At 69.0% G+C, this 20,514-nt stretch carries 22 protein-coding genes; 4 read left to right on the top strand and 18 right to left on the bottom strand.

Features of this window, described 5'->3' with window-relative positions; translation table 11 throughout:
• Positions 1-2: 2 nt before the first annotated feature.
• Complete coding sequence (locus tag EAS64_RS09610) at positions 3-482, top strand: RidA family protein (RefSeq protein WP_145852593.1); 480 nt, start codon at positions 3-5, stop codon at positions 480-482.
• Positions 483-521: 39 nt separating this feature from the next.
• On the opposite strand, the gene EAS64_RS43440 is transcribed toward EAS64_RS09610, so the two are convergent.
• From EAS64_RS43440 to EAS64_RS09585, 6 genes are all read right to left on the bottom strand, one after another.
• A complete protein-coding gene (locus tag EAS64_RS43440) occupies positions 522-671 on the bottom strand; it encodes a hypothetical protein (RefSeq protein ID WP_187365811.1) in 150 nt (49 codons plus the stop codon).
• A 286-nt stretch (positions 672-957) separates the two neighbouring features.
• Positions 958-1,812, bottom strand: a complete 855-nt coding sequence (locus EAS64_RS09605) for an ABC transporter permease (RefSeq protein ID WP_145852592.1) — start codon at positions 1,810-1,812, stop codon at positions 958-960.
• Entirely contained in the window at positions 1,802-2,572 is a 771-nt protein-coding gene (locus EAS64_RS09600; RefSeq protein ID WP_145852591.1) for an ABC transporter ATP-binding protein, read from the bottom strand. Before EAS64_RS09600 ends, EAS64_RS09605 begins: the two co-directional genes overlap by 11 nt.
• A gap of 3 nt (positions 2,573-2,575) precedes the next feature.
• Complete coding sequence (locus EAS64_RS09595) at positions 2,576-3,625, bottom strand: ABC transporter substrate-binding protein (protein WP_145852590.1); 1,050 nt, start codon at positions 3,623-3,625, stop codon at positions 2,576-2,578.
• 158 nt (positions 3,626-3,783) lie between these two features.
• Complete coding sequence (locus tag EAS64_RS09590; protein WP_145851376.1) at positions 3,784-5,016, bottom strand: IS110 family RNA-guided transposase; 1,233 nt, start codon at positions 5,014-5,016, stop codon at positions 3,784-3,786.
• Positions 5,017-5,313: 297 nt separating this feature from the next.
• Positions 5,314-5,682: a hypothetical protein gene (locus tag EAS64_RS09585; RefSeq protein ID WP_145852589.1), complete on the bottom strand. Its 369-nt coding sequence runs from the start codon at positions 5,680-5,682 to the stop codon at positions 5,314-5,316.
• Between the two features lie 158 nt (positions 5,683-5,840).
• On the opposite strand from EAS64_RS09585, the gene EAS64_RS09580 reads away from it, so the two are divergent.
• Complete coding sequence (locus tag EAS64_RS09580) at positions 5,841-6,710, top strand: sulfotransferase family protein (protein ID WP_246115609.1); 870 nt, start codon at positions 5,841-5,843, stop codon at positions 6,708-6,710.
• A 3-nt stretch (positions 6,711-6,713) separates the two neighbouring features.
• Here EAS64_RS09580 and EAS64_RS09575 read toward each other — a convergent pair whose 3' ends face one another.
• The 4 genes from EAS64_RS09575 to EAS64_RS09560 form a co-directional block, all read right to left on the bottom strand.
• Positions 6,714-8,732 carry an ABC transporter ATP-binding protein gene (locus EAS64_RS09575; protein ID WP_145853472.1) on the bottom strand — a complete coding sequence of 673 codons (2,019 nt, stop codon included), beginning with the start codon at positions 8,730-8,732 and terminating at the stop codon, positions 6,714-6,716.
• A gap of 111 nt (positions 8,733-8,843) precedes the next feature.
• Positions 8,844-9,047, bottom strand: coding sequence for a helix-turn-helix domain-containing protein (locus tag EAS64_RS09570; RefSeq protein ID WP_145852587.1), 204 nt, complete (start codon positions 9,045-9,047; stop codon positions 8,844-8,846).
• Positions 9,048-9,197: 150 nt separating this feature from the next.
• Positions 9,198-10,796: an ABC-F family ATP-binding cassette domain-containing protein gene (locus EAS64_RS09565; RefSeq protein WP_145852586.1), complete on the bottom strand. Its 1,599-nt coding sequence runs from the start codon at positions 10,794-10,796 to the stop codon at positions 9,198-9,200.
• A gap of 25 nt (positions 10,797-10,821) precedes the next feature.
• Complete coding sequence (locus EAS64_RS09560; protein WP_145852585.1) at positions 10,822-11,643, bottom strand: acVLRF1 family peptidyl-tRNA hydrolase; 822 nt, start codon at positions 11,641-11,643, stop codon at positions 10,822-10,824.
• Positions 11,644-11,730: 87 nt separating this feature from the next.
• Between EAS64_RS09560 and EAS64_RS09555 the strand changes: the two genes are divergently transcribed.
• A complete protein-coding gene (locus tag EAS64_RS09555) occupies positions 11,731-12,852 on the top strand; it encodes an SseB family protein (protein WP_145852584.1) in 1,122 nt (373 codons plus the stop codon).
• 532 nt (positions 12,853-13,384) lie between these two features.
• Positions 13,385-13,525 (top strand): hypothetical protein, encoded by a 141-nt coding sequence (locus tag EAS64_RS43435; protein WP_187365810.1) that lies wholly within the window; start codon positions 13,385-13,387, stop codon positions 13,523-13,525.
• 307 nt (positions 13,526-13,832) lie between these two features.
• Here EAS64_RS43435 and EAS64_RS09550 read toward each other — a convergent pair whose 3' ends face one another.
• Genes EAS64_RS09550 through EAS64_RS09515 form a run of 8 tightly spaced genes read right to left on the bottom strand, consistent with a single transcriptional unit; the run spans position 13,833 to position 20,420 of the window.
• On the bottom strand, positions 13,833-14,198 hold the full coding sequence (locus EAS64_RS09550) for a metal-sulfur cluster assembly factor (protein WP_145852583.1): 366 nt from the start codon (positions 14,196-14,198) through the stop codon (positions 13,833-13,835).
• Positions 14,195-14,680, bottom strand: coding sequence for a Fe-S cluster assembly sulfur transfer protein SufU (sufU, locus tag EAS64_RS09545; protein WP_145852582.1), 486 nt, complete (start codon positions 14,678-14,680; stop codon positions 14,195-14,197). Before sufU ends, EAS64_RS09550 begins: the two co-directional genes overlap by 4 nt.
• Before the next feature lie 43 nt (positions 14,681-14,723).
• A complete protein-coding gene (locus EAS64_RS09540) occupies positions 14,724-15,971 on the bottom strand; it encodes an aminotransferase class V-fold PLP-dependent enzyme (RefSeq protein WP_145852581.1) in 1,248 nt (415 codons plus the stop codon).
• On the bottom strand, positions 15,968-16,735 hold the full coding sequence (gene sufC, locus EAS64_RS09535) for a Fe-S cluster assembly ATPase SufC (RefSeq protein WP_145852580.1): 768 nt from the start codon (positions 16,733-16,735) through the stop codon (positions 15,968-15,970). The genes EAS64_RS09540 and sufC overlap by 4 nt, the downstream gene beginning before the upstream one ends.
• Positions 16,735-17,067 (bottom strand): non-heme iron oxygenase ferredoxin subunit, encoded by a 333-nt coding sequence (locus tag EAS64_RS09530; protein WP_145852579.1) that lies wholly within the window; start codon positions 17,065-17,067, stop codon positions 16,735-16,737. Before EAS64_RS09530 ends, sufC begins: the two co-directional genes overlap by 1 nt.
• The gene (sufD, locus tag EAS64_RS09525; protein ID WP_145852578.1) at positions 17,064-18,212 is read right to left on the bottom strand and encodes a Fe-S cluster assembly protein SufD; all 1,149 of its coding nucleotides are present in this window, start codon (positions 18,210-18,212) and stop codon (positions 17,064-17,066) included. Before sufD ends, EAS64_RS09530 begins: the two co-directional genes overlap by 4 nt.
• Positions 18,212-19,624 (bottom strand): Fe-S cluster assembly protein SufB, encoded by a 1,413-nt coding sequence (gene sufB, locus EAS64_RS09520; protein WP_145852577.1) that lies wholly within the window; start codon positions 19,622-19,624, stop codon positions 18,212-18,214. The genes sufD and sufB overlap by 1 nt, the downstream gene beginning before the upstream one ends.
• Complete coding sequence (locus EAS64_RS09515) at positions 19,605-20,420, bottom strand: helix-turn-helix transcriptional regulator (protein ID WP_145852576.1); 816 nt, start codon at positions 20,418-20,420, stop codon at positions 19,605-19,607. Before EAS64_RS09515 ends, sufB begins: the two co-directional genes overlap by 20 nt.
• Positions 20,421-20,514 lie beyond the last annotated feature (94 nt).

The raw sequence follows: 20,514 nt of genomic DNA, 5'->3' as shown, positions 1-20,514 counted from the left end.
GCATGCTGATCGAACGGCGTCTCGCCGAACTTGGCTTCGCCCTGCCCGAGCCGATGCCCGCGCCGGCCGGGCTGACGCTGCCCTTCCCCTGGGTGCGGATCTGGGATGGCCGCGCCTACGTCTCGGGTCACGGGCCGCTGCAGCCGGACGGCACCGTGTGGCCGGCCCGCGGCAAGGTCGGCGCCGACCTCGCGGAGGAGGAGGGCTACGTGGCCGCCAGGGCCACTGGGCTCGCCATCCTGGCCAGCCTGCGGCGCGCCCTCGGCGACCTGGACCGGGTGACCGCGTGGCTGCGCGTCTTCGGCATGGTCAACACCGCGCCAGGCTTCGACCGCACCCCGGCCGTCATCAACGGCTTCTCCGACCTGATCCTCGACCTGTGGGGTCCCGAGGCCGGCCCGCACGCCCGGTCGGCCATCGGCGTGGCCGAGCTGCCGTTTGGCATCCCCGTCGAGATCGAGGCCGAGGTGGCCATCGCGTAGCGAAAGGCGGAGGACTCCCCCAAGAGTCCTGCGCCCTGGCTACGCGGCGGCTTGCGCTGATCCGGCGGGATCAGCCTCGCCCGCCTCGCCCGCTTCGACCGCCTCGGCGATGAGCTGCCTGATGGCCCGTGCCAGGGCCTCATCCAGCTCCGGGTCGGTCGCTCGCGTTCCGCTGCTCGCGTGTTCCACTGCCCAACCCCCGATTGTCAGGTAGCACAGACCAAATTACATGCGTGTAGTTCGTTCTTAAGGCTACCGATGATCGAGTGCGTTCGTGGTGGATTTTTCCGACACGTCCGTACGTCAACCGTTTCTCAACACTGAGCGGTACTGAGTATCCCTGGTCGCTTGCCGCGCCTGGGGCGCTCGGGGGGTAGCTCTCCGGGTCCCGTTCCTCCGGACGGTCCCGGTCACACCTGCCTTTCGCCGCGCCTTGTGGCCGTGCGCGCGTCTTCCGATCGTCACTCACTATCCGTCAAGCAGTTCGCAACCCCCAGCGCTGCCTGATCGCCTGGTTCGCCCGGCCGAACGCGACGTCCACGGCGATGCCGAGGATGAGGATCACGATCATGACCGCGATCGTGGACGGCATGTCCGCCTGATCCTGGTCGGACATGAACAGCACGCCGATCGAGGGTTCCCCGGCGATGAGCACGAGCAGTTCCGCGGTGAGCAGGGCGTGCCAGGTGAACGCCCAGGCCTGCTTCATCCCCGCCACGTACGTGGGCAGCGCCGCGGGGATGACCAGGTGCCAGGTCAGGCCGAGCCCGCGCAGTCCGATGACCTTGCCCGACTTGAGCAGCAGCGGCGGAATGTAGTCCACGCCGGCGATGGCACCGTTGGCGATGGCCGGCGCGGCGGCCATCACGATGATGAACACGATCGCGGAGAAGCTCGAGCCGAACAAGATGATGGCGAACGGTATCCACGCCGCCGACGGCAGCGTCTGCAGGCCGGTGATCAGCGAGCCGATCGCGGCACGCAACGGGGGGATGCGGGCCACGAGCAGGCCGACGACGGTGCCGATGACCAGGGCGACGGCGTAGCCGATGACGGCACGTTCCAGGGTGTCACCGATGGCGTGCCACAGCAGGCCCGTCTGCGCCTGCTTCCACAGGTTCGTCATGGTGACGCCCGGTCCCGGCAGGATCAGCTTCTTCCAGCCGGTGAGGTGGATCAGCTCCCAGACGACCCAGACAAGCGCGATGGCGGCCAGCTTCGGCCACAGGGCCGCCCACAAGCGCCGCACCCGCTCGCCGGCGCCCGCGCGCTTGGGCGGCGGGGCAAGGTCAAGGGCGTCGAGACCGGCGAGTGTCGTGTCAGCTGCCATGGCGGCTTACCTCCGCGCGAAGCCGGTCGGTGATGCCGGCGGCCAGCTCGGCGACCTGACCGGAGTCGATGCGCCGCGGCCGGTCGATCGGGACCTGGTACTCCTCGATGACCCGGCCCGGCCTGCTCGACAGCAGCACGACGCGGTCGCCGAGGCGGACCGCCTCGCGCACGTTGTGCGTGACGAACAGGACGGTAAGCGGCTTGCCGACGCTGATCCTGACCCGGTCGAGCTCGTCGTGCAGCAGGTCGCGGGTCATCGCGTCGAGCGCGCCGAACGGCTCGTCCATCAGCAGCACGTCCGCGTCCTGGGCAAGCGCGCGGGCCAGCGCGACCCGCTGGCGCATGCCGCCGGACAGCTCGTGCGGCTGCTTGCCGGCGAAGCCGGCAAGCTGGACCGATTCGAGCAGCTCGCGCGTGCGCGCCTTCCGCTCGGACCTGGGCACCTTGCGCGCGCGCAGTGCCAGCTCGACGTTGCCGCCCGCGGTGAGCCACGGGAACAGCCCGGGCTCCTGGAACATGAACGCCACCCGCCCGTTGACGGTGATGTCGCCGCCCGTGGGCTGGTCGAGGCCGGCGACGAGCGACAGCAGCGTGGACTTGCCGCAGCCGGACGCGCCGATGATGCAGGTGAACTCACCAGGCGCGGTGCTCAGGGACACCTGGTCGAGTGCGTGGACGGCGGCGGCGCCCCGGCCGTACGTCTTGGAGACGCCGGCCAGGGTCACCGCCGCGGTCTGCGTTACCGCCGCCGTGGTCATGCGCTATCCGTCGCTGACCGACGCCTGGCCGGCCGCGCTGAGGAGCGCGTTGAGCGGGGCGAGGTCGAAGATTCCGGTCAGGTCGGCCGAGTCGAGCAGCCCGACCGCCTTGGCCTGCTGCGCGTCCGCGTCGAACGACACCGCGTCCGGGTCTGCGGTGAAGGTGATCTCGCTGAACGCCGGAGTGAGCACCGAGGACTTCAGCGGCTTGCCGGTGTAGGCGGCGAGCTCGTCGTTGGCGGCCGTCGCGGCCGCGGCCGGGTTCGACTTGATGTAGTCGATCGACTCGAGGTTCGCCTTCAGCAGGTCGACCACGATGTCCGGGTGCGCCTTCAGGAAGGGCTGGGTGACCATCAGGACGGTCGTGACGCCAGGCTCCTTCAGCAGCACCTTGCCGCCGGCCTGGACCATCTCGACGTCGTAAGGCGACGGCTCGGAGCCGCCCGCGATCTGCCCGGACTTGAACTCGAGCACGGAAGCGGAGTTCGGCGCGGTCGGCTTGATGGCCACGTCGCCGCCGCCTGTCGTGCTGGTGGCGAGGCCCTGCTGCTTCAGCCAGTAGCGCACCGCCACGTCCTGGGTGTTGCCAAGCGACGGGGTGGCCAGCGACTGTCCCTTGAGCTGCGCCGCGGAGGTGATGCCGGGCTTGACCACGACGGACGCGCCGCCGGTGGCGGCGCCGGAGATGACCTTGATCGCGGTGCCGTTGGACTTCTGCCAGGCGTTGATGGCCGGGTTCGGCCCCACGTAGGCGGCGTCGATCTGGCCGGCCAGGATCGCGGTGGTCTCCTGGGTGCCGCTGGTGTAAACGGTCGTCTTCAGCGTCCCGGCGCTGCCGAGTTGCTTCGCGAAGTACCCGTTCTTCACGCCGATCAGGGCCGGCGCGTGCGTGATGTTAGCGAGGTAGCCAAGGCGCACGGTGACGGGCGCGGAGCCGCCGGCCGAGGATGTTCCGCCGGCGGCGGCTGAAGAGGAGGAGCCGCCAGAGGAGCAGCCGGCGGCGAGGAGGGCGCCGCCGGCTAGGACGGCCGCACCAGTCAGGATGCTGCGCATTAAACTTCCATTCCCTATCGGTTTACTAGGCTATGAAAGCACTATATAGCAGACCTGTTAAGTAGGAAACACCCCGGCAACGAATGTAACGTGATCGGGGTCACGAGCCTGTAAGAGAGTCAGCCGGCGGCGGGTTAGACATCCCAAGGGCTTAGATGTCAAGCTGCGAGGGGTTCGGTGTTTGCGGCGCCTGGCCAGGCGGTTGCCTCGTCGTAGCGGGTACCGGTCTTCAGGCAGCCGTGCAGGATGCCGACGAGGCGGTTGCTGAGCTGGCGGAGTGCGGAGTTGTAGCCGAGGCCGCGGGCGCGCTGCTTGTCGTAGTAGGCGCGGGCTCCTGGTGATGCGCTCAGCGCGGAGAGGGCCTGGGACTGCAGGGCGTCGGCTAGCCGGTCGTTGCGGATGAACCGTGCCAGGACGACCTTGCTGCGCCCGGATGCGCGGGTGATGGGGCTGGAGCCGGCGTAGTTCTTGCGGGCCTTGGCGGAGGCGTAGCGGCCGGGCGCGTCCCCGAACTCGGCGAGCACCCGGGAGCCGTTGACGGTACCGATGCCGGGCTGGGACAGGTAGACCTCAGCGTCCGGGTGCTGCAGAAAATGTGCCTCCACCTGGGCTTCCAGCTGCGCGATCTGCTCGTTGAGCACGGTCAGGACGGCGACGGCGGCCTGCACGGCCGCGGCGTAGGCGGCGGTGACCTGGGCGGGCTGGGCCAGCTGCGGGACGCGCAGCGCGTCCTTGATCGCGGCGGCCCTGGCGGGCACGTCGCGGCGGCGGGCCCGTCTCAGCGCGGCGCTGACCTGAGCGAGAGTCAGCTTCGCCGCGGCCGCCGGATCAGGGGCCCGGGCCAGCAGCTCCAGGGTGTCAGCGCCGGTCAGGCCCAGGCCGGCGAAGGCCGCCAGCGCGGCGGGGAAGAACTCCAGCAGCGCCGAGCGCAGCCGCAGGGTATGCCGGGTGCGTTCCCAGATCAGCGTCTGGTGCGCCCGGGCGACCACCTTGATCGCCTGCCCGGCGGCGGTGTCGGCAGCCACGGCACGCAGCTGGTGCCGCTCAGTGCGCACCATGTCGGCCAGGGCGTGCGCGTCGGCGGCATCGCTCTTGGCCCCGGACAGGTTGTAGCGTTCCTTGAACCGCGCGACCTGCTTGGGGTTGAGCCCGTACACCTGGTAGCCGGCCGCGGTCAGTGCCTGCACCCACAGTCCCCGGTCGGTCTCGATCGCCACGACCACCTCGCCGGGATCGCCGTCCTGGCCCAGGTGCGCGGCGATCAGCTCATGCAGCCGGGCGATCCCGGCCGCGCCTTCCGGCAGCCGCCGGGCGGCCAGCTTGCGGCCCGTCTCGTCCTGGATCTCCACATCGTGGTGATCCTCGGCCCAGTCATCCCCGACGAACAGCAACGTCTCAGTTCTCCTCGCATCACGACCACGAAACGACCGGCCACGGCAGCCTGCGGGAGAACGGCTCGCACCCTAATGGATCAGTGCTCACGCCGCGAACGGCGGGCACGACAGCCCAACAGCGGTCATGTCTCCCGGACTCACTGGCAGGGGCACGGTCTAACCCTAGGACTCACGTGCTCCTGGGGGTGTGCAGTGCTCACCCGCCAGCGGCTGCCGGACCGAGTCTGCACCCCTGCGAACTCCCGCTCCTCACGGGGCTGGTGTTCTACGCGGGACTGACCCGGCTAACTCCCATTAGGAGTCGTCCGACGAGTCGGTGTAGTTCATGCCTTGGACCTGCGGCTGGAACTTGTCCACGCACTCCTGAAGGCGGGCGATGTCCGCGAGGCCCGCGCCGGTCGTGTCGTAGGTCACCACGTCGACGGCCGACGCCAGCGGCACGCCCTTCGAGATCGGGACGGCCTTGACGTGCGGCAGGTTGTCGCACGCGGCGCGGACCCTCAGCTTGAAGGCCACCGGCGTGCTCGTCTGGAAGTACACCATCGCCTTCTGCTGCCCCAATGCCTTGTTGAACTGGGCGCACCCGGTCACGCCGATACAGCAGGCCACCGCGGCCATGGCGACGGCGACGGGCCCTATCACGACGCGGGGTAGTAGAGGCACGGAGTCAGCATATGTGGTCGGCGCAGCGAGTACCTTACTGGGGAGACCCGAACGGGTCCGCCCACGAGACCGACCAGACGCTCCGCCCGCCTCCGCCCCTCCGCCTGAACAGGGCCCGCTCCGATACGGCATTGATGCCTCCGCGCCACCTTCTTATTGTGAACGCCCGCAACGTGACCCGGCCGGTCTTCGTGATCGGCGCGCCGCACTCCGGCGCGGAGTCGGTCGGCCGGGCGCTCAAGATCTCCCCGGGGTTCCACGTGACCATCGGGCATCACGTCGTGCTCCAGGCGGTCTACGGCTTCGCGCGGCGCCCGTCGCTATACAGCGGGCGCGGCGACGCCGCCGCCGCGGTGATCAGGGACGCGTTCGCGCAGGGCTGGCAGATCGGCCCGACGAGCTGCCTGGACTGCACGCCGCAGTGCCGTTCCGCGGCCGGGCTGCGCGACGGCGAAGTCGGCCCGTGCGCCGAGCTGCGCGGGCTGAACCGGTTCGGCGACGCGAGCCCTGACCTGGCCTATTGCGCCGAGGCTCTGGTCGCGGCCTTCCCCGACGCGCTGATCGTCCAGGTGGTGCGGGACGGCAGGGACACCGTGGCCGCGATGCTCGCCGACCCGATGGCGATGTCCTGGTTCCGGCCGAGCGTGGTCAACATCGAGACCGAGTTCCCCAACCCGTTCTACGGCGTGGAGGACGAGTCCGACCGGCTGACGTGGCCGTCGCTGTCGGACGTGGGCAAGTGCGCGCTGCGCTGGCGCGGCGCCATCAGGCTCGCCGCCCGGCTGCGCCGCGCGCTGGCGCCGGACCAGCTCAAGACGCTCCGCTACGAGGACATGGCCCGCGACCCCGGTGCCGCCGCCGCGACCCTGACCAGTTTCACCGGGTCGAAGATCGCCGCGCCCGTCACGCCGTCGACCAAGCGCGCCAAGCTTGAGCAGAACCAGTGGCGGCGCACCCTGAGCTTTAGCCAGCTGTCCGACATCGAGAAGGTCGCGGGCGAGGAACTGCGCAGGCTGGGTTACAAGTAACTGTTAGTTGCCGCGCGGGGGCAGCCACGACGGACGCTCGCCGCGGGGTCCCCTGACCATCGGGCCGCCGCCATCCGCGAATTCCGGGACGCCAAGGGCGGAGTCACGAACCCGTTCGGACGGATGCTCCCGGCTTTCCTGGCTCTTGAACTGAGTCAGGTACAGGTCGGCATACAGCCCGCCCGCGTCAAGCAGCTCCAGGTGGGTGCCGCTTTCCGCGACCTGGCCAGACTCGATCACCAGGATCTGGTCGGCCTCGCGAACGGTGGACAGCCGGTGCGCGATGACCAGCGAGGTCCGCCCCTGCAGCGCGACCGACAGGGCCTGCTGCACGGCGAGCTCGGACTCCGAGTCCAGGTGCGCGGTCGCCTCGTCCAATACCACGATGGACGGGGCCTTGAGCAGCAGCCGGGCAAGGGCCACCCGCTGCTTCTCCCCGCCGGACAGCCGATAGCCGCGGTCGCCGACGATCGTGTCGAGTCCGTCGGGCAGCACCTCGACCAGATCCCAGATCTGTGCCGCCCGGCAGGCCTCGATGACCTCCCGCTCGGTCGCCGACGGGCGCGCGTACAGCAGGTTGGCGCGGATGGTGTCGTGGAACAGGTGGGCGTCCTGGGTGACCACGCCCACCACGTCGTGCAGCGAGTCGAGCGTCACGTCCGTGATGTCGTGGCCGCCGATGCGGACGGCACCGTCGTTCGGGTCGTACATGCGGGAGACCAGCTGGGTGATGGTGGTCTTGCCCGCGCCCGACGGCCCGACGAGGGCGGTGAGTTTCCCGGCCGGCGCGGCGAACGACACCTCGTGCAGCACCCCGGCGGCGGCATCGGTCCGTTCCGGCTGCTTGAGCGCGATCGACTCCAGGGAGGCGAGGGACACCTCGGCTGCGGTGGGGTAGCGGAACGAGACCCGGTCGAACTCGATCGACGGCGCGGTCCCGGCGGCGTCGCGCCTGGCGAGCACCGCCGCGCCCGGCTTCTCCTTGATCAGCGGCTCCAGGTCGATGACCTCGAAGACCCGGTCGAAGCTGACCAGCGCGGTCATCACCTGGACCTGGACGTTGGAGAGCTGGCCGATCGGCCCGTAGACCCGGGCGAGCAGCTGGGCGAGCGCGACGAGCGTGCCGAACTCGAAGCTGCCCCTGATCACCAGGACGCCGCCGACGCCGTAGACCACGGCGGTGAACAGCGCGGTCAGCAAGGTGATCGCGATCATGAACACCATGCCGTACATGTCGCGGGTGACGCCGATCTCGCGGACCTTCATCGCCTTGGCCGCGAACAGCTCCGACTCCTCGCGCGGTCGGCCGTAGAGCTTGGCCAGCATCGCGCCCGCCACGTTGAACCGCTCGTTCATCGTGGTGCCCATCTCGGCGTTGAGCTGCATTGATTCGCGTGCCAGGCGCTGCATCCTGCGGCCGAGCAGCCGGGCAGGGAGGATGAAGCACGGGATGAGCAGCAGCCCGATCAGGCTGACCAGCCAGGACAGGTAGAACAAGGTGATCAGGATAACGATCAGGGTCAGCACGTTCGACAGCACGCTGGACAGCACGCCCACGATCGCCTGCTGCGCACCCACCACGTCGCCGTCGAGCCTGCTGACAAGCGAGCCGGTCTGCGCCCTGGTGAAGAAGGCGAGCGGCTGCCGCTGCACGTGGTCGAAGACCTGCGTGCGCAGATCATAGATGAGGCCCTCGCCGATCCGCGCGGAAAAGTACCGGGTCACCACGCTGAGGAGCGCGTCAAACAGCGCGACGCCGGCGACGGTGAGCGCCACGGTGATCACGACCGCCTCGTCGCGGGCGATAATGCCGTTGTCGATCAACTCGCGCAGCAGCAGCGGGTTGACCACCGTGATCGCGGCGTCCAGCGCCGTGGCGAATAGGAAGATGGTCAGCGGCCAGCGGTAGGGCCTGGCGTAGCCGAACATCCGCTTGACCGTGCCCGGCTTGATCTTCTGCTTGGTGACCGACGGGTCCATGCGGAACCCGCGCACCGCGCCCATCATGGGACCGTGGACCATCACGCTGGCCATGGTAGTTCGCCCGGCGAACTGTCATGGCATGGTTTTCCGCCAGGCGAACGGCGACCGCGCCGGCTAATAGCCGACGCGGTGCTTATCGTCTGCGGGCGCCTACTTCCGTGCCGCGCCGCCCCTGCCGCGCAGGGTGACCCCGGTCTCGGTGAGGATACGGTGGATGAACCCGTATGAGCGCCCCGTGGCGGTCGCCAGGGAACGAATGGACTCGCCCGCGTCGTACCGCTCTTTCAGGTCGGTCGCCAGCTCGCTGCGGTCCGTCCCGGTGACGCGGGTGCCTTTCCTGAGGGTGTCGGCCACCTTAACCTCCCGTAAGGCATAGTACTCATTGCGTTACTTCCCCTCCCGCAATGATCACCTATCGGGACGGTGTTGGCCAGCCGCATAGGGGGATAGTTCACAATGCGGCTGATTCGCAATGCGCCCTGTTGTTAACACGGGCGGAAAAGGCTAGGCGAGAGCGACCAGGTCGGCGAAATCAGCCGACCAGGTGTCTTCCGTTCCCTCGGGCAGCACGATCACCCGCTCGGGCGAAAGCGCGTCCACTGCGCCCTCGTCGTGGGTGACCAGCACGATCGCGCCGCGGTAGCCTGCGAGCGCTGCCAGGATCTCCTCGCGGCTGGCCGGGTCCAGGTTGTTCGTCGGCTCGTCGAGCAGCAGCACATTCGCCCCGGAGACAACGAGAAGCGCAAGCGCCAATCGCGTCTTCTCGCCACCTGATAGAACGCCGACCGGCTTATCGACGTCGTCGCCGGAGAAGAGAAAGGAGCCGAGGACTTTGCGCTGCTCGGTATCGGTGAGTTCGGGCGCGGCGGTGCGCATGTTCTCGATAAGTGACCGCTCGGTGTCGAGCGTCTCGTGCTCCTGGGCGTAATAGCCGAGCCGCAGGCCGTGACCGGGGACGACCTCCCCGGTATCCGGCTTCTCCACGCCGGCGAGCAGCCGCAGCAGCGTGGTCTTGCCGGCGCCGTTGAGCCCGAGGACGACCACCCGGCTGCCCCGGTCGATCGCCAGGTCCACATCGGTGAAGACCTCGAGAGACCCGTAGGACTTCGACAGCCCCGAGGCGGTCAGCGGCGTCCTGCCGCACGAGGCGGGCTCCGGGAACCGGAGCTTCGCCACGCGGTCCGCCTGCCGCTCGCCCTCAAGGCCGTCGAGCAGCCGGTCGGCGCGGCGCTGCATGTTCTGCGCGGCCTTGGCCTTCGTCGCCTTGGCGCCAAGCTTGGCGGCCTGCAGCTGCAGTGCGGAGGCCTGCCGCTCGGCGTTGGCCCGCTCCCGCTTGCGACGGCGCTCGTCGGCCTCGCGCTGCGCCAGGTAGGCCTTCCAGCCGACGTTGTAGATGTCAAGCACCGAGCGGTTCGCGTCCAGGTAGAAGACCTTGTTGACGACCTGTTCGACCAGGTCGACGTCGTGGCTGATCACCAGCAGCCCGCCGCGGTAGTTCTTCAGGTGGTCGCGCAGCCAGATGATCGAGTCCGCGTCCAGGTGGTTGGTCGGCTCGTCGAGCAGCAACGTCTGGGCGTCGGAGAACAGGATGCGGGTCAGCTCGACCCGGCGGCGCTGACCGCCGGACAGGGTGTGCAGCGGCTGCTGCAGCACCCGGTCAGGCAGGCCGAGTGAGGCCGCCATGGACGCCGCCTCGGACTCGGCCGCGTACCCGCCGAGCACCGCGAGCCGGTCGCTGAGCGCTCCGTAGCGGCGGATCGCCTTCTCCGCCTTGGCTGGGTCGGGGTCGGACATCAGCGTCTCGGCCCGGCGCATTTCGTTGCGCACCTCGTCGAGGCCGCGCGCGGACAGGATGCGGTCGAGCGCGAGCACGTCAAGGTCCCCGGTCCTGGGGTCCTGCGGGAGGTAGCCGACGGAACCGGAGTGCCTTACGGTTCCCGATGCGGGCTGTCCGGCGCCTGACAGCACCTTGGCGAGGGTGGTCTTGCCTGCGCCGTTCCGGCCCACAAGGCCGATCCGGTCGCCCTGAGCGACCTGGAAAGACGCGTCCGCCAGCAGGAGCCGGGCACCAGCACGCAGCTCAATGCCACTGGCGACGATCATGATTAACAAGAATACCGGATGGGGCTTAGGGCTCCGTAATCCTTATCCGCACGGCGGTGAACAGCCGGGGTGTATCGAGCAGGACGGCACGCTTCGGATCGGGGACGGTGAGGAAGCGCTCCGTCGCGAGCGCCAGGTACCTGGCGAGCCGCGGATCGCCGCGCAGCTCCGCCATCGCGCGCTTGTCGCCGCCGAGCACGACCGCGTCGAGCCGCGGCCCGCGGCCGAATATCGAGACGGCCGTGTCGGCGGCCGCCTCCAGGGCCTCGTTCGCCTGCTTCTCCCTGCGCCGGGCGAACCGATGCTGCGACCAGCCGCCCGCCGCGCTGCGGCCGTGCACCGGCCGCGCACCGGCCTTCGCGTCGGCGAGCTCAGGCGGGTAGCCGGTGAAGACCCCGGCGGCGTACCCGCCGAGCCGGACCAGGAGGACGCCGACGGTGCGGGGCGTCCTGGCGTGCGCGGAGATCGCCTCGGCGATCACGTCCGGCCCCGGGCCGGCTTGCCCTGGACCCGCGGTCGGCGGCGCGAACGATTCCGGGAACGGGGGGTGACACTGCGCGACCGCGCCGTCCGGTGCGGTGAACGTCACCATGGCGCCGTCGACCGTCACCGCGAGCCGGTCGCCCGCACCGGATCGCGCCGCGTTCCGCGCGTCCTCCTGCGGCTCGATTGCCGCACCTTCCTTGACGTCGATTTTCGCGCCTTCCTGAGCGTCGGCTTGGGTGCTCTCCGCGCCGGCTGAGGGTGCGGAAACCGCGTGCCGGCGGGCGAAGGAGGCGATCCAGCCGGGGAAGCGCTCGGCCGAAACGTCGAGCCATTTAGCGCCACTACCAGCGACGTTCTTCACTACACACTGCCCTATCCTGTTTACTAACCGTGCAACATACCAGGTGCACGGGTGACGTGCGCACAAGACTAAACAAGGAACAACCTGATGCTCCCGAACGATCCAGGCACGGGTCCGGGCAGCTCTCTTTCGGGGGGGCAACCCCCCGTTCCTCCCGAAGGCGCGGCGCCCACTGTCAGCCATGACGGCCCTGCCGCTCCCACGGTCGCACCAGCCCCACCGCACGCCATCGTCCCGCCACAGCTGATCGCGCACGGCGGGGCGATCATCCGCCCTGGGGCGGTCGCCTGGGGAGGGACGAGAGACACCCGGGAGGGAGACTACTCCTCGTTCGAGGCGATCGAGCGCATGCTGACCGCGACGGCACGCAACCCGAGCGAACTGCCCCTGCTGCTCACTCAGCTCGCCGTGTCCCGGCTGTGGGTGCCGCTGCCCCTCAGGCACCGCCCGTTCACCGACGGCGCCGCGGTGCGGCTGCCGCTCATCGGCTATCAGGGCACCGACTTCGTGCCCTGTTTCACCTCCGTGCAGCGGCTCACCGCCTGGGCCGACCGCGGCGAGAACGGCAGGGCATGGCAGCGGGCGGGCGACCCGCGGATCGCGCCGCACGTCGTGGTGCCCGCCGGAGGCCTGGCCCAGCGGGTGCCTGCGGGCCTCGGCCTGGCGATCAACCCGGACACTCCCACGGGGCTCCCGATCTACCCCGAGTGCGTGCCGTACCTGGCCAGGCTCGCCATGCGGGAGAGCGCCGTGGCGGCGGGCGGCGGCCGGGCGGGCCGCGAGAGCGCGCCAGGCGGGCTTGCCCTTGGGCAGCTGGTGCACGGCAGCGGCGTCGACTTCCTGATCGGTCACCCGCCGGCCGAGCCGTCCGCGCTGCTCGCCGAGACGCGCACCGCGCTGCGGGCGCTGCCCCCGGTCCGCCAGGCGTCCCGCGCCTGGCTGTCGGCGCCGGGAGAGGGCGAGGGACTGGTGATCTCCGTCGTACTCGACGAGCCGACGCGCGAGGACTCGCGCGCCGCCGCCGCGCGGGCCATCGAGCGCGCGGCGGCATCCGTCGCGCTGCGCGTCCCGTTCCCGCTGGACATCACCTTTCCCGGCGAGCGGGTCGCGGGCGAGGACCAGCCGGAGGCGCTTGCGCCGCTCGCCGCGATCGACGCCTGGATCGCGGGAAGCACCCGCCCGTTCTACGCCCGCAACGTGCCCGCCTAGCAACGTTCGCCTCGCGACGCGGTCGCTTGGCGACGCGCCTGCCCGGGGCTTGTCGCGAGCACGGCCAGAAGCCGCCAGCGGTCAGCTAACGGACCTCAGGAACCAGGCTGATCACACCCGCCCCGGCCCGGCGGCAATGGTCTGAACATAATCATGGAAATTCGGATTTCAATGGAAACTTTTCCCCCGAATCGGGGTCTTTGTTTCCATCAGGAGAAAAGTTTCCATAATCATGCCAAGCTTGGACGGCCAGATTGGCGGCGCGCGGCTCATCGTCATCTAGCGTCACATCATTGGGTCGCGACTATCCAACATCGGTGACACCGCGCACAGCGGCCGCCACCACCACGGAGGGGGCTCCCAAGACCAGGCCGTGCAGGCAGAGCCCATGCCGCAACTCAGAGCAACTCGCAACGAACGCCATTGCGCAAGGCGTTGCCATTTCTGGTCACTCAGTTGGCAACGAATTGCCATTCACGACACATCTTAGAAAATCCGTTGAATTGTCGGCGGCGCCTCCTACGATGACGCCATGACTACTCCCCCATCGCTCGAAGAGCGCATAGCCGCCCTCGAATACGCGGTATTCGGTGCGGCGGTTGACCTTCGGTTCGATGCCCTCGAAGCAAAGCTTGAGGAGATCCTCGGCGAGTTGCGGAGGCCTGCTGGGTAACGCGGCGCCCTGCTGCGGGGCTGGCCTGGCCCGCGCGCTCTGGCAGGCGCGGTCCCCCGGCGGGCGTCAGCGGATCTGAGGAAACCGGGAAAGCTGGCTGAGGTGTGCGGGTGGCTGGGGTGAGCGGCCCGCTCTGCCCTTGGATGCCGGTCCCCGGGCCTGGCCGGCCGTGGCACAGGTTGGCGCCGAACCGTGGCGCTGATCGCCGACAGAACGGGCTTAGGTCGGCGGCAGGTCGAGGGCATGGCTGATGCGACGGCGGGCGCGGGGGTATCTCCCGCGCCCGCCGTTTCGCCCAAGGCTGGTGCTAGATGTTGAAGCCGAGGGCGCGGAGCTGCTCGCGGCCGTCGTCGGTGATGCTCTCCGGGCCCCACGGGGGCATCCAGACCCAGTTGATGGAGAAGTCATCAACCGTGTCCTTGAGCGCCTCGGCGGCCTGCTCCTCGATCACGTCGGTCAGCGGGCAGGCGGCGCTCGTCAGGGTCATGTCGATGGTGCAGCGGTCGGGGCTGTCGAGCAGGACCCCGTAGATGAGGCCCAGGTCGACAACGTTGATGCCGAGCTCGGGGTCAACCACGTCACGCAGCGCCTCAAGGATGTCCTCGGTCTTCTGCTTGACCTGTTCGTCGGTGAGTCCCGGAACGGCCGCGGTAGCTGCCGAGTTCTCGGTCATGCCTGTCCCCCGTTGGTGTCGGAGTTGCTGTCTGTGTGCGAAAGCGCCTGGGCGGTCGCGTCCTTCCAGGCCATCCAGCCGAGCAGCGCGCACTTGATGCGCGCCGGGTACTTGGACACGCCCGCGAATGCCACCGCGTCCTCGAGGACGTCCTCGTCGGGTTCGAGCTGGCCCTTGGACTGCATCAGCTCAAGGAAGGCCTCGCTGATCTTCATGGCCTCGCCGACCGGCTTGCCGATCACCAGGTCGGTCATCACCGACGCGCTCGCCTGGCTGATCGAGCAGCCCAGGGAGTCGAAGGAGACGTCCTCGACCACGGCGTCGTCCCCGCTGCCCTTCAGCTGGACGCGCAGCGTCACCTCATCGCCGCAGGTCGGGTTGACGTGGTAGACCTGCGCGTCAAACGGATCCCGCAGTCCCTTGTGGTGCGGGTTCCGGTAGTGATCCAGGATGATTTCCTGGTACATGTCCTGAAGCTGCATAGTGCCTTCTGTAACGCCGTGCGGTTACCCAGTGTTCCTGCCGTTATGCCCGGAAGAACTTCTTGGCGTAGCGGATGCCGTCCGCCAGGGCGTCGATCTCGGCGTGCGTGTTGTAGATGTAGAAGCTCGCCCGGTTGGATGCCTGGCAGCCGAGGGTGCGGTGCAGCGGCCAGGCGCAGTGGTGGCCGGTCCTGATCGCGACGCCGAGCTCGTCAAGTACCTGGCCGACGTCGTGCGCGTGCACGCCCTCGACCTCGAACGCGACCGTCCCGCCGCGGTTCTCCGTGGTCAGCGGGCCGAGGATGCGGACACCCTCGATCTCGCCGAGCGCCTCGAGCGCGTGGGCGGTCAGCGCCTGCTCGTGCGCGGCCACGTTGTCCATGCCGAGCGCGGACAGGTAGTCCACCGCCGCACTGAGGCCCGCGGCCAGCGACACCGCGGGGACGCCGGGCTCGAACTTCGCCGGCGGCGGCAGGAACGTGGTCTCCTCCATCCGGACGACCTCGATCATCGAGCCGCCGGTGAGGAACGGGGGCAGCGCGTCGAGCGCCGCGTACTTGCCGTAGAGCACGCCAAGGCCGAGCGGGCCGAGCATCTTGTGCCCGGAAAAGGCAAGGAAGTCCGCCCCGAGCTCCTGCACGTTGACCGGGTGGTGCGGCACCAGCTGCGCCCCGTCCACCAGGTACAGCGCGCCGACCGCGTGCGCCAGCTCGCCGATCTCGCGCAGCGGCGGGATCACGCCGGTGACGTTCGACTGCCCGGTCACCGCGACGATCTTGGTCCGCTCGGTGATCAGCGACGGGTCGATGTCCAGCCGGCCGTCGGGCAGTTCCTTGAACCACTTGAGCGTCGCCCCGGTGCGCAGCGCGAGCTGCTGCCACGGCACCAGGTTGGCGTGGTGCTCGATCTCCGAGATCACGATCTCGTCGCCGGGCCGCAGCGACCAGGCGAGCCCGAACGCGACCAGGTTGATCCCCTCGGTCGCCGACTTGGTGAAGACGATCTCCTCGGGGCGGGCGGCGCCGAGGAAGGACGCCAGCTTGACGCGGGCCCCCTCGTAGATCTCCGTCGCCTCCTGGCCGAGCAGGTGGGTGCCGCGGTGCGCGGCGGCGTTGTGCCGCTCGTAGTACTCACGCTCGGCGTCGAGCACGACCGTCGGGTGCTGCGAGGTGGCGCCGGAGTCCAGGTAGACAAGCGGCTTGTCGTTCCGCACGGTCCTGGACAGGATCGGGAAGTCCTTCCTGATCGCGTCGACGTCGTACGGGATGGTGTCGAGCACGGTGTCGGTCATGCCGATGCGCCCGCTCCCGTGAACCGCTCGTAGCCCTCGTTCTCCAGCACCTCGGCCAGCTCGGGGCCGCCCTCCTCGACGATCCGGCCGGCCACGAAGACGTGCACGTAGTCGGGCTGGACGTAGCGGAGAATGCGCGTGTAGTGGGTGATAAGCAGCACCCCGCGGCCCGGCTTGGCCCGGAAGCGGTTGATGCCCTCGGACACGACCTTGAGCGCGTCGACGTCCAGGCCCGAGTCGGTCTCGTCGAGGACGGCGATCTTCGGGTCGAGCAGCTCGAGCTGGAGGATCTCGTGGCGCTTCTTCTCACCGCCGGAGAAGCCCTCGTTCAGCGACCGCTCGGCGAACTTCGGGTCGATGGACAGGCCGCTCATCGCGCCGCGCATCTCCTTCATGAAGTCGCGCAGCTTGGGCGCCTCGCCGCGCGTCGCGGTGACCGCGGTGCGCAGGAAGTTCGACACCGACACGCCGGGCACCTCGACCGGGTACTGCATGGCGAGGAACAGGCCGGCCCTGGCGCGCGCGTCTACGGACATCGCCAGCACGTCCTCGCCGTCCAGCGTCACCGTGCCCGAGGTCACCGTGTACTTCGGGTGCCCGGCAAGGGCGTAGGCCAGGGTGGACTTGCCCGAGCCGTTCGGGCCCATGATGGCGTGGGTTTCCCCGTCGCGGATCGTGAGGTTAACGCCGCGCAGGATCTCGCGCAGGCTGCCGTCGGCCTCACTGATGGCGACATGCAGGTCGCGGATCTCCAGGGTGGACATTATGACTCCTCTATAGCGACGAGGACGTCGTCGCCCTCGATCTTCACGGGGTAAACGGGCACAGGAACGGTGGCGGGCATCGAGGTCGGCTTGCCGGTGCGCAGGTCGAAGCACGATCCGTGCAGCCAGCACTCGATGGTGTAGCCGTCCACATCGCCCTCGGACAGCGGCACCGCGGCGTGCGAGCACCAGTCCTTGATCGCAAAGACCTCTCCGTTGGTCTTCACGATCGCGACCTCGTCGCCGCCGAGCACAACGCTGATCGCGCCGTCGTCCTTAAGATCAGAAACACCGCACGCCCGAACGAATGCGGCTGACTCTTGCTGGCTCATGACAGTTCGGCCTCGATGGCGCCTGTGATGCGCTCCTCCAGGTCAGGCACGCCGATCCTGGCGATCAGCTCGCCGAAGAACCCGCGGATCACCAGGCGGCGGGCCTCCTCGAAGGGGATGCCGCGGGCCTGCAGGTAAAACGTCTGCTCGTCGTCCAGCCTGCCGCTCGCCGACGCGTGCCCGGCACCGACGATCTCGCCGGTGAGGATCTCCAGGTTGGGCACCGAGTCGGCGTGCGCACCGTCGGTGAGCACCAGGTTCCTGTTGTACTCGTAGGTGTCGGTGCCGGTGGCCTCGGGCCTGATGAGCACGTCGCCGATCCAGACCGTGTGCGCCTGCTCGCCGGACAGCGCGACCTTGTAGCCGACGCGGCTGCGGCACTTCGGCGTGTCGTGATCGACGAACAGCCGGTGCTCCAGGTGCTGCCCGGCGTCGGCGAACACGATGCCGTACAGCTCCGCGTCGCCGCCTGGACCGTCGTACCTGACGGTCGGCGAGAGCCTGACCAGGTTCCCGCCGAGGGTGACAGCGTAGTGCGCCAGGTGCGCGTCCCGGCCGAGCCTCGCCACGTGGTGCGCCACCTGGACCGTGTCGTCGGCCCAGTCGGCGAGCGCCACGACGGTCAGGTCGCCGCCGTCGCCGACGTGGATCTCCACGTTGTTCGCGTAGGTCGCCGAGCCGCGCTGGTCGATGATCACGGTAGCCCGGCCGTAGGGCTGCACGTCGATGACGAGGTGCCCCGCGGCCGCGGTCTCGGTCCCCGTGCCGGTGACGCGGACGTACGTGGGGGCGGAGGCGACCGCTTCCTTCGGCACGGTGAGGACCGTCGCCTCGGTCACGGCGGCGAACGCCCTGGCGCTTACCCGATCAGTGGGGAGGAATGAGCCGGCCGCGGTAAGCCGAACCCGTTCCGAATTGTCAATTGTGACCTTCTCCACCGCGACTTCCGGCGCGGCCCCGACGTCGACGGTGACGGCGCCGGTGAGCGCCGCGTCCTTGTGCAGGCCGCGCAGCCGGTTCAGCGGGGTGAACCGCCACTCCTCCTCGCGGCCGCCGGGGACCGCGAAGTCCGCCGGGTCGGTCGACCCGAGGGCATGCAGATCAGAAACCGGGACGGTCTCGACCGCCCCCGACAGGCCCGACATTAACCAACCGCTCCTTCCATCTGCAGCTCGATCAGCCTGTTGAGCTCCAGGGCGTACTCCATGGGCAGCTCGCGGGCGATCGGCTCGACGAAGCCGCGGACGATCATCGCCATCGCCTCGTCCTCGGTCAGGCCGCGGGACATCAGGTAGAACAGCTGGTCCGCGGAGATCTTCGAGACGGTGGCCTCGTGGCCCATCTCAACGTCGTCCTCGCGGATGTCGTTGTACGGGTAGGTGTCAGACCGGCTGATCGTGTCGACAAGCAGCGCGTCACACTTGACCGTGGACTTGGAGTGCGTCGCGCCCTCCTGCACGTTGATCAGGCCGCGATAGCTGGTGCGGCCGCCGCCCCGCGCGACCGACTTGGAGACGATCGTGGAGCTGGTGTTCGGCGCGCAGTGCACCATCTTGGCGCCCGCGTCCTGGTGCTGGCCCGCGCCGGCGAACGCGACGGACAGGGTCTCGCCCTTGGCGTGCGGGCCCATCAGGTAGACCGCCGGGTACTTCATCGTCACCTTGGAGCCGATGTTGCCGTCGATCCACTCCATGGTCGCGCCCTCGTAGGCGACGGCGCGCTTGGTGACCAGGTTGTAGACGTTGTTCGACCAGTTCTGGATGGTCGTGTACCGGCAGCGGGCGTCCTTCTTGACGATGATCTCGACGACCGCGGAGTGCAGCGAGTCCGACTTGTAGATCGGCGCGGTGCAGCCCTCGACGTAGTGCACGTAGGCGCCCTCGTCGACGATGATCAGCGTCCGCTCAAACTGACCCATGTTCTCGGTGTTGATGCGGAAGTAGGCCTGCAGCGGGATCTCGACGTGCACGCCCTTCGGCACGTAGATGAACGAGCCGCCGGACCACACCGCGGTGTTCAGCGCGGCGAACTTGTTGTCGCCCGCCGGGATCACCGTGCCGTAGTACTCCTTGAACAGGTCCGGGTGCTCCTTGAGCGCGGTGTCCGTGTCGAGGAAGATGACACCCTTCTCCTCGAGGTCCTCGCGGATCTTGTGGTAGACGACCTCGGACTCGTACTGAGCCGCGACGCCGGCGATCAGGCGCTGCTTCTCAGCCTCGGGGATGCCGAGCCTGTCGTAGGTGTTCTTGATGTCGGCCGGGAGGTCATCCCACGACTCCGCCTGCTTCTCCGTCGACCTGACGAAGTACTTGATGTTCTCGAAGTCGATGCCGGACAGGTCACTGCCCCAGCTCGGCATCGGCTTGCGGCCGAAGTACTTCAGCCCCTTGAGCCTGTTCTCGAGCATCCACGCAGGCTCGCTCTTGCGGGCGGAGATGTCGCGGACCACCTCTTCGGAGAGCCCGCGCTTAGCGGACGCGCCGGCCACGTCAGAGTCGGCCCAGCCGAACTTGTACGTGCCCAGCCCTTCGAGCTGGTCATTCGCGGTGGTCGTCATATGTAGAGCCCTCCGGACTCGTTGGTGTCGTTTCCCGTGAGGTACAGGTCACGTGTGTAGTGCAGATCCCGTCGCCGTGCGCGATGGTGGCGAGCCGCCTGACCGGGGTTCCGAGGAGCCGGCCGAACGCCTCCGTTTCCGCCTCGCAAAGTTGCGGGAACTCGGCCGCGACGTGCGCGACCGGGCAGTGGTGCTGGCAAATCTGCTCGCCGCTCACTGTGCTGCCGTGCGCGGCGCCGCTTGTGGTGCCCTTCCCCGCGGGGATCACCGCGGGCGCCGGGCCCGCCGAGGCGGCGTACCCGTCGGCGGACAGCGCGTCCGCCAGGGCCTGCACCCGGGCGGCCAGCGCACCGCCGGCCTGGTCGAGCACCGCCGTGTAGCGACGCTCAAGCTCGGAGACCTGCTGCCTGGCGAACTCGGCGACCGCCTGCGTGCCGTAGGTTCCCTCGAGGAACCGCAGCGCGCTGGTCGCCAGGTCGTCATAGGCGTGCTCGAAGGCGCTGCGACCCGCGTCGGTGATGACAAAGACCTTAGCGGGCCTGCCACGTCCCCTATTCCCGTATGTCCGGGCGGTGCGCGTCTCGATCATGCCGTCGGCGATGAGGTTGTCCAGGTGACGCCTGATGGCGGCGGGGGTCAGGCCGAGGCGGCCGCCGAGTGTCGCCGCGGTGCACGGGCCGAGCTCGAGGATCAGCCTGGCCACCTGGCCGCGGGTGTGCTCGGGCGCGCCGGACCCACGTCCGGCCCCTGCTGAAACGACAGCAGCGGCCGTCTGAGCCGTCCCCGAGTTTTTCACAACACCAGTGTGCCGTAAATGGGACGCCCGTGGCAAGTTTTACGGCACGTCGGCGTGACGTAAATCACGGCTTGCTGGCACGCGCGGCGGGTCC

Origin of the sequence: Trebonia kvetii (assembly GCF_007827045.1) — a bacterium.
GTDB lineage: Bacteria > Actinomycetota > Actinomycetes > Streptosporangiales > Streptosporangiaceae > Trebonia > Trebonia kvetii.
This window is presented reverse-complemented; position numbering and strand designations above follow the sequence as displayed.

Coding starts and splice junctions, on each gene's coding strand:
- EAS64_RS09610 (WP_145852593.1), top strand. CDS start 3: ATGCTGATCGAACGGCGTCTCGCCGAACTTGGCTTCGCCCTGCCCGAG.
- EAS64_RS09605 (WP_145852592.1), bottom strand. CDS start 1,812: ATGGCAGCTGACACGACACTCGCCGGTCTCGACGCCCTTGACCTTGCC.
- EAS64_RS09600 (WP_145852591.1), bottom strand. CDS start 2,572: ATGACCACGGCGGCGGTAACGCAGACCGCGGCGGTGACCCTGGCCGGC.
- EAS64_RS09595 (WP_145852590.1), bottom strand. CDS start 3,625: ATGCGCAGCATCCTGACTGGTGCGGCCGTCCTAGCCGGCGGCGCCCTC.
- EAS64_RS09575 (WP_145853472.1), bottom strand. CDS start 8,732: ATGGTCCACGGTCCCATGATGGGCGCGGTGCGCGGGTTCCGCATGGAC.
- EAS64_RS09565 (WP_145852586.1), bottom strand. CDS start 10,796: ATGATCGTCGCCAGTGGCATTGAGCTGCGTGCTGGTGCCCGGCTCCTG.
- EAS64_RS09555 (WP_145852584.1), top strand. CDS start 11,731: ATGCTCCCGAACGATCCAGGCACGGGTCCGGGCAGCTCTCTTTCGGGG.
- EAS64_RS43435 (WP_187365810.1), top strand. CDS start 13,385: ATGACTACTCCCCCATCGCTCGAAGAGCGCATAGCCGCCCTCGAATAC.
- EAS64_RS09550 (WP_145852583.1), bottom strand. CDS start 14,198: ATGACCGAGAACTCGGCAGCTACCGCGGCCGTTCCGGGACTCACCGAC.
- sufU (WP_145852582.1), bottom strand. CDS start 14,680: ATGCAGCTTCAGGACATGTACCAGGAAATCATCCTGGATCACTACCGG.
- EAS64_RS09540 (WP_145852581.1), bottom strand. CDS start 15,971: ATGACCGACACCGTGCTCGACACCATCCCGTACGACGTCGACGCGATC.
- sufC (WP_145852580.1), bottom strand. CDS start 16,735: ATGTCCACCCTGGAGATCCGCGACCTGCATGTCGCCATCAGTGAGGCC.
- EAS64_RS09530 (WP_145852579.1), bottom strand. CDS start 17,067: ATGAGCCAGCAAGAGTCAGCCGCATTCGTTCGGGCGTGCGGTGTTTCT.
- sufD (WP_145852578.1), bottom strand. CDS start 18,212: ATGTCGGGCCTGTCGGGGGCGGTCGAGACCGTCCCGGTTTCTGATCTG.
- sufB (WP_145852577.1), bottom strand. CDS start 19,624: ATGACGACCACCGCGAATGACCAGCTCGAAGGGCTGGGCACGTACAAG.